Here is a 6,095-nt window from a genome sequence, read left to right on the forward strand (position 1 = left end):
GGCCATTCGGACTGGGTGGGTGATTGGACGAGGGTCCGCGCCGGAGAGAAGCCCGGAGATTCCTACTATTACGGAGCCGTGGCCTTCCGCGAGGCGCTCAAGGACTCCGGTCTGACCCGCGACAAGATCGACGGCCTGATCGTCGGGCCCGAAACAGCCTACGAGCGCATGGCCGAGATCCTGAACATGGACGTCCGCTGGGGCGACCAAGCTGACGCCGTCCTCTCGGTCCTCCAGGCAGTTCAGGCCATCGAGACCGGCGCGGCCGAGGTCGTGGCCTTGGTCTACGGCAACGACCAGCGCTCAGCCGGCACGCAATATGGCGGTCCTCAGGCGATGGGTGGCAACATGTTCCTCTCCTACGTCTACCACGCGCCTTGGGGCATGACCTCGCAAGGCGCACTCTACGCCATGACCTTCCGCGCCTATGCCGACCGCTACGGCATCACCGAGCGCGAGTTGGGTCACGTCGCCGTCGCGCAGCGGCAAGGATCGGCGCGCAATCCGAACGCCATCCAGCGCAAGGAGATCACGCTCGACGACTACATGAATGCCCGCTACATCACCGAGCCACTGAGGCTGTTCGACTACTGCCAGATTAACGACGGCGGAGTGGCACTTATCATCGCCGAAGCTAGCATCGCCAAGAAGATTTCTAGCAAACCGGTCTGGATCGAGACCACCGGGCGCTTTGATCTCAACCGCAACGCCACCAGCCTCGAGCCCCGCCTGACCGACTTCTACCGGCCGGCGCAACAGGCTGTCGCGCGCAAGATCTTCGACGTCTCGGGTTTCGGCCCCGAGGATATCGACATCTTCCAGGTCTATGACAGCTTCTCGGTCCACATCCCCCTCGCGCTCGAAGGCTACGGCTACTGCGGAGTAGGAGAGGCTGGAAAGTTCATGTCGGAAAAGGGCATCGGGCTTGGCGGGCAGCTGCCGACGAACACCTCCGGCGGCCATCTATCGGAAACCTACATGCAAGGCTGGGCGCACCAGGTTGAATGCGTGCGCCAGCTCAGGGGCGAATGCGGCGACCGCCAAATCGCCGACGCCAAACGCGTGCACTACTCGTCCGATGTGGCCGGCAAGGCCGTTTCGATCATTTACGGAAGGGACTGACATGCAGACGGCCAGAACACCCTCCCGCATAATGGGCTTCTACGATCGACCGATGTGGGAGGCGCTCGAAACCCACAACGAACTGCGCCTGCAATGCTGCGACGACTGCGGCGCTTGGCGCTATCCGCCCGGACCGGCCTGCCATGAATGCCTGTCCACCACTTCCACGTGGAAGCCGGTGTCGGGTGGTGGCGCGGTAGCGAGCTGGGTAATGTTTCGCAAGGATTACCTGCCGGAATACCCCGCCCCCTACAACGTCGTCGCGGTCAGGCTGGACGAAGGGCCGATGGTCATCTCGAACCTTACCGAGGACCCGTCCGAGAACGTCATAGGCAAACGGGTCAGGCTGGTTCTTGTCAGAATTGATGACGGCGTGGTCCTGCCGCGGTTCGAACTGGCGGACCTGACCTGATCCGTCTCCTACCCGGCGGCATGGACGCCGCCGGCCTTCCACGACACACTCCGGCAAGCGGGAACCGCACATGCTCGAACACTCCAAGAGCGATGGAATCTTCACTCTCACCCTGAACCGGCCCGAGGCGCTCAACGCCCTTGATCCCGAAACGCAGCAGGAACTCGTCGACGCCTTCGAGATCGCCCGAACCGATGACGAGATCCGGGCGATCATCGTCACTGGCGTGGGAGAGCGGGCGTTCTGTGTCGGCGCCGACCTGAAAAAGACCATGCCGCCGAAGGAAAGTTTTGCCGAGCTGACCTATGGCGATCACCCGCCGGCGGCCAATTGGCAACGCGCCATCGGCACGCTCAAGCCGGTCATCTGCGCCATCAACGGAATGGCGCTCGGCGGCGGGCTTGAACTGGCGCTGGCCTGCGACATCCGTATCTCCGCGTCACACGCATGCTTCGCCCTGCCCGAGGTCAAGGTCGGCTCGATTCCCGGCGCCGGCGGAACCCAGCGCCTTCCGCGCACGGTGGCCCTGTCCAACGCGATGCTCATGCTCCTGACTGGCGCGCAGATCGACGCCGAGGAAGCCCTGCGCATTGGGCTGGTCAGCCGCGTCGTAACGGCCGACCGGCTGATGGACGAGGCGCGCGAGATCGCGCTTCAGATCGCGGCGAATGCCCCCCTCTCGGTGCGCGCCGTCAAGGGCCTGGTCTATCGGGGCCTCGACATGAAGCTCGACGCGGCGATCAACGAGGAACATATGACCTGGGGCATACTGCGTGACTCCGAGGACCGGATCGAGGGCCGGGTGGCGTTCCGCGAGAAGCGGCCTCCGCAGTTCAAGGGCAAATAAGGGCCGCATCACGATCCCCCAACTCCGGCGCCGTCTAGAGCGTCGGACTGAATCCCAGAATCCCCGGCCCGCTTCCCTTTAAGCCTTCACCGTGATTCCCTCGTGCTGGAGGTGGATCATGAGCAAAAGCTATTCGATTGATCTGCGTGAACGGGTCACCGGCTTCATCGACAAGGGTCAGTCTCGTCGGGCGGCGGCTCGCCATTTTGGCGTTAGCGAGAGCTTTGCGATCAAGCTGGACCAGCGGCGGGTCCGGTCAGGATCGATCGCACCGCACAAGCAGGGCCGCCCTCGCGGTAGCGGAAAGCTGGAGGTGTTTGAGGCCTTTCTGATCGGCGCCGTCGAAGCCAAGCCCGACATCACCATGCCGGAACTGGCCGCGCTGCTGATGGAGACGCACAGCGTGACCGCAGCCCCGGCGGTGCTGTCGCGCTTTCTGTGCCGGCGCGGCTTCACATATAAAAAAATGCCTGATGGCGTCGGAATGCGCACGCGCCGGCGTGCGTGAGGAGCGCCGGGTCTGGAAGACCAAGCGCCAGCCCCGGATGCGATTGGCGCCGCAGCGTCTGGTGTTCATCGACGAGACGTCGGTGACGACCAAGATGGCCCGGCTGCGCGGCCGTAGCCGGCGCGGCCGGAGACTGCGCGCCGACGCACCCTTCGGCCACTGGGGCACCCAGACCTTCATTGCCGGCCTGCGCTGCCACGAACTAACCGCACCCTGGGTCATCGACCGGCCGCTCAACCGATCCGCCTTCGACACCTACATCGAGACCCAGCTCGCGCCGACGCTGCGCAAAGGCGACATCGTCATTCTCGACAATCTTGCTGTCCACAAAAGTCAGCGGGCGGCCGAGTGCCTTCGACGAAGAGGCGCCTGGTTCCTATTCCTGCCACCCTATTCGCCGGATCTGAACCCGATCGAGATGGCGTTCTCAAAGCTGAAGGCACATCTGCGCAAGGCTGCCGCCAGAACATTCGACGATCTCTGGAAGGCCATCGGCGATATCTGCGGCCTCTTTGAACCAGAAGAGTGCTGGAACTACCTCAAGGCCGCGGGATATGCGTCTGATTAAGCGTCCGACGCTCTAGCCACCAACAATTATGGAGGACGGCGCTCTTCGACTTGGCTAGGATCACGCCACGATGCCGGCCTGCTCAGGCTGATTTTTCCCGTACTGCGACCGCGGGCGATCCAGTTCAATCGACAACCTCGGCAGCGTGCCGCTTCGGCAAAGCCGACGCGATAAAATGCGCGCCGTCCACGATATGCGGCATTTCGGATCTCGGCGATTCCGAATGACGTCTGTGGACGCCCCGAAGAAGGAAGAGGTAAATTTGGGTATTGGCGTAGTCGGGCGCTGCCATCTGTCCGGCCTCATGATGCAGCGCCATGCTGCGGGCCCGTATGGGAGTTCGCGGATCGGATCCATGTCAGCTTTTCGCCTGTGATGTTCCGAAGCCGACAGTCTCCTTTCGGCCCTGTCCAGCCGAAATCTGTCGGTCTGCATGGCGCCCATTCCGGACAGTGAAGCGACAGATTCCGTTCCCCGTAACCTGTCGTTCGCCGCGATCTGCACAAATGTCGCCGAAGCGGTCAAAGCTGTCTTTCGCGGCCCACGACCATTGAACCTGAACGGCAGTCGGCCATCTACAATTTCTCGCCGGTCTTTTCCTCATACCAGTCGCGAATGCACATGCAAAGAAGACCGACGAGTGGTGCTTCAAGCAAGGGGACTGTCCCGCCATCAGGCGCAAACGAAGGCGCGTCATACTGATCCATTCCCCATGTGCCAATGAACTCTCCGTCACGGGTCACAACCGACCCGTCATCGCAAAGACTGATTGGATACACCAAGGGATCAGCGTACGGGACGCCATAGCGCCGCCAAGCCTCTCGAAGCTCCTCGCCCGTAAGCTGGGCAGGTGGGTCGAAGGGCGGCAGCACAGGCTTTGGCTCGCGTTTTCCGGTCTTCTTTCGCTGTTTCCCCTGACGCCAAGGTGGAGATGGGTTTCCAGCTGCGCGCTTCATCTGCCGGCGGAGATTCTCATCTTCGAAAGCACCTCCCGTACTGATCTGATCCCCAAAGACTGCAGCGTAACCAACGATCTCGGGCATCCGTCCTTCGCTGCTAGGGATGCTGGGGATCGAAGTATTGAACTTTGGGGCAAAGGCACGAATGGCCGTGCTTTCTCTTTCGTGCATCTCGTCCGATGGACAGGGGGCCAGAGCAAGAGACCACGGCAATGAAACGTCAGGAACACGGTGGTAGTAGCGGCCCAAGCTATCAATCGGGCGTTCCGTCAGGTCTAATGACTGACCGACATAGACGATCTCGTCTGCGCATCCGATCAAGTAGATGCCACTTCTCGAGATGAGACCTGCGTAAAGGATGTTCAGGCCTCGGTGCGGATTGCGCACAAAGACCTGCCGTCGCCACGCCACGAACTGCTTATGATTGTTCAGCATCTAAACCTCTCCGCAACGCAGGTGCTGGACGTTACCGGGGGTGTGTAGCCAACGGCAAATCGAGGCTTCCCCTCATTGCACCTTGCATTCTCCTCGCCAGCCCATTCAATCGTGTGAGGTTCGGAACGGGATGCATCTACAATGAAAGGGGTTTTCGAGGTCAGCGGTGTCAAACGGCCTTCAAAATTGACCCCCTATCGGCGTCCAAAATTGGGTCTGACGCACATTCGATGACGATCAGGCTGCGCCGAGCAAGCGGGCCTCGAGAAGATCAAGCTTGGCGCGCCCGTACATTTGCCGCTTCACGAGTTTGAGCTTGTTCACCTGGCCTTCCGTCTGGCCGTTCGACCACGGTTCGGTAATCGCGCCCTGCACTGCGGATGCATCCTTACTGATGCCGCGAGCGAAGGACGCTAACAAACTTCCCTCGGCATCGTGAATCCAGGACGACAGATCCCCGACTTCTCGGCTGCGGATCATGGCATGAAACCGGTCGATCAACTCTCTTGCCTTGGCCAGGGTGGGCACTCCGGCTTCGATCGCGGCGACCGTGACCGTCTCGCTCTTCGTCAAATGATCTCGCTTCAGCGTCAGCAGACGGGCAATGTGGACTTGCCCGGGAAAAGTGGAGAGCACCAACTGAGGAACCAGGAGGTGTTTGGACTTGCCCGGCTTTTGTGGAGAGCGTTTAGCTCATTTCCCGGGCGTTTCGCTCGAAGGCGATGGGGCTCTGGAAGCCGAGCGATGAATGGCGCCTGACAGGGTTATAGAACCCGTCGATGTATTGGGCGACGGCGTTTTCGGCCTGCTTGCGGGATTGCCATGCGACCTGCCAGATCAGCTCCGACTTGATGGTCTTGAAGAACGTTTCCACCATCGAGTTGTCGTAGCAGTTCCCGCGCCCGCTCATCGAGATCAGGATGCCGCGCCTTCGGAGCAGCGCCTGATAGTCGACAGAGCAGTATTGCGACCCACGGTCGGAATGGTGCACCAACTCCGGCGCCGGGTTGCGAGCCACGAGAGCACGGCGCAGCGCTTCGACCGCGAGGTCGCGCTTCAGTCGGTCACTCGTGGCCCAGCCGACGACGCGCCGGGAGAAGAGGTCGAGCACGATGGCAAGGTAGAGCCAGCCCTCCGCGGTCCAGATGTAGGAAATGTCCGCCCCCCACTTCCTGTCCGGGCCGTCCGCCGTGAAGTCCTGCGCCACGAGGTTCGGGGCGACGGGCCAGGCGTGCTCGCTGTCC

The 6,095-nt window shown here is 61.7% G+C and carries 6 protein-coding genes and 2 pseudogenes; 4 read left to right on the plus strand and 4 right to left on the minus strand.

Features of this window, described 5'->3' with window-relative positions:
- Positions 1-78: 78 nt before the first annotated feature.
- The 4 genes and pseudogenes from H9Q09_RS16210 to H9Q09_RS16225 all read left to right on the plus strand — a co-directional run bounded on the left by H9Q09_RS16210 (position 79) and on the right by H9Q09_RS16225 (position 3,457).
- Positions 79-1,122 (plus strand): thiolase family protein, encoded by a 1,044-nt coding sequence (locus tag H9Q09_RS16210; RefSeq protein WP_210315390.1) that lies wholly within the window; start codon positions 79-81, stop codon positions 1,120-1,122.
- A gap of 1 nt (position 1,123) precedes the next feature.
- Entirely contained in the window at positions 1,124-1,534 is a 411-nt protein-coding gene (locus H9Q09_RS16215; protein WP_210315391.1) for an OB-fold domain-containing protein, read from the plus strand.
- A 70-nt stretch (positions 1,535-1,604) separates the two neighbouring features.
- Entirely contained in the window at positions 1,605-2,381 is a 777-nt protein-coding gene (locus H9Q09_RS16220) for an enoyl-CoA hydratase-related protein (protein WP_187391881.1), read from the plus strand.
- 118 nt (positions 2,382-2,499) lie between these two features.
- Positions 2,500-3,457 (plus strand): annotated as a pseudogene (locus H9Q09_RS16225) (IS630 family transposase).
- A gap of 124 nt (positions 3,458-3,581) precedes the next feature.
- On the opposite strand, the gene H9Q09_RS16230 reads toward H9Q09_RS16225, so the two are convergent.
- The 4 genes and pseudogenes from H9Q09_RS16230 to H9Q09_RS16245 form a co-directional block, all read right to left on the minus strand.
- The gene (locus H9Q09_RS16230; protein ID WP_187391882.1) at positions 3,582-3,776 is read right to left on the minus strand and encodes a hypothetical protein; all 195 of its coding nucleotides are present in this window, start codon (positions 3,774-3,776) and stop codon (positions 3,582-3,584) included.
- 256 nt (positions 3,777-4,032) lie between these two features.
- A complete protein-coding gene (locus tag H9Q09_RS16235) occupies positions 4,033-4,851 on the minus strand; it encodes a GIY-YIG nuclease family protein (protein WP_187391883.1) in 819 nt (272 codons plus the stop codon).
- 237 nt (positions 4,852-5,088) lie between these two features.
- Positions 5,089-5,457: pseudogene (locus tag H9Q09_RS16240) on the minus strand (transposase); the annotation flags it as partial.
- 82 nt (positions 5,458-5,539) lie between these two features.
- Positions 5,540-6,095 (minus strand): IS3 family transposase (locus H9Q09_RS16245; protein WP_187391884.1); only part of this gene is annotated, 556 nt, incomplete at its 5' end.

It is taken from the genome of Aurantimonas sp. DM33-3, from assembly GCF_014334315.1.
GTDB classification, from domain to species: Bacteria; Pseudomonadota; Alphaproteobacteria; order Rhizobiales; family Rhizobiaceae; genus Aurantimonas; species Aurantimonas coralicida.

Bases quoted from the DNA above. Each gene is read 5' to 3' on its own strand.
- H9Q09_RS16215 (WP_210315391.1), top strand. From the start codon at position 1,124: ATGCAGACGGCCAGAACACCCTCCCGCATAATGGGCTTCTACGATCGA.
- H9Q09_RS16220 (WP_187391881.1), top strand. From the start codon at position 1,605: ATGCTCGAACACTCCAAGAGCGATGGAATCTTCACTCTCACCCTGAAC.
- H9Q09_RS16230 (WP_187391882.1), bottom strand. From the start codon at position 3,776: ATGGCGCTGCATCATGAGGCCGGACAGATGGCAGCGCCCGACTACGCC.
- H9Q09_RS16235 (WP_187391883.1), bottom strand. From the start codon at position 4,851: ATGCTGAACAATCATAAGCAGTTCGTGGCGTGGCGACGGCAGGTCTTT.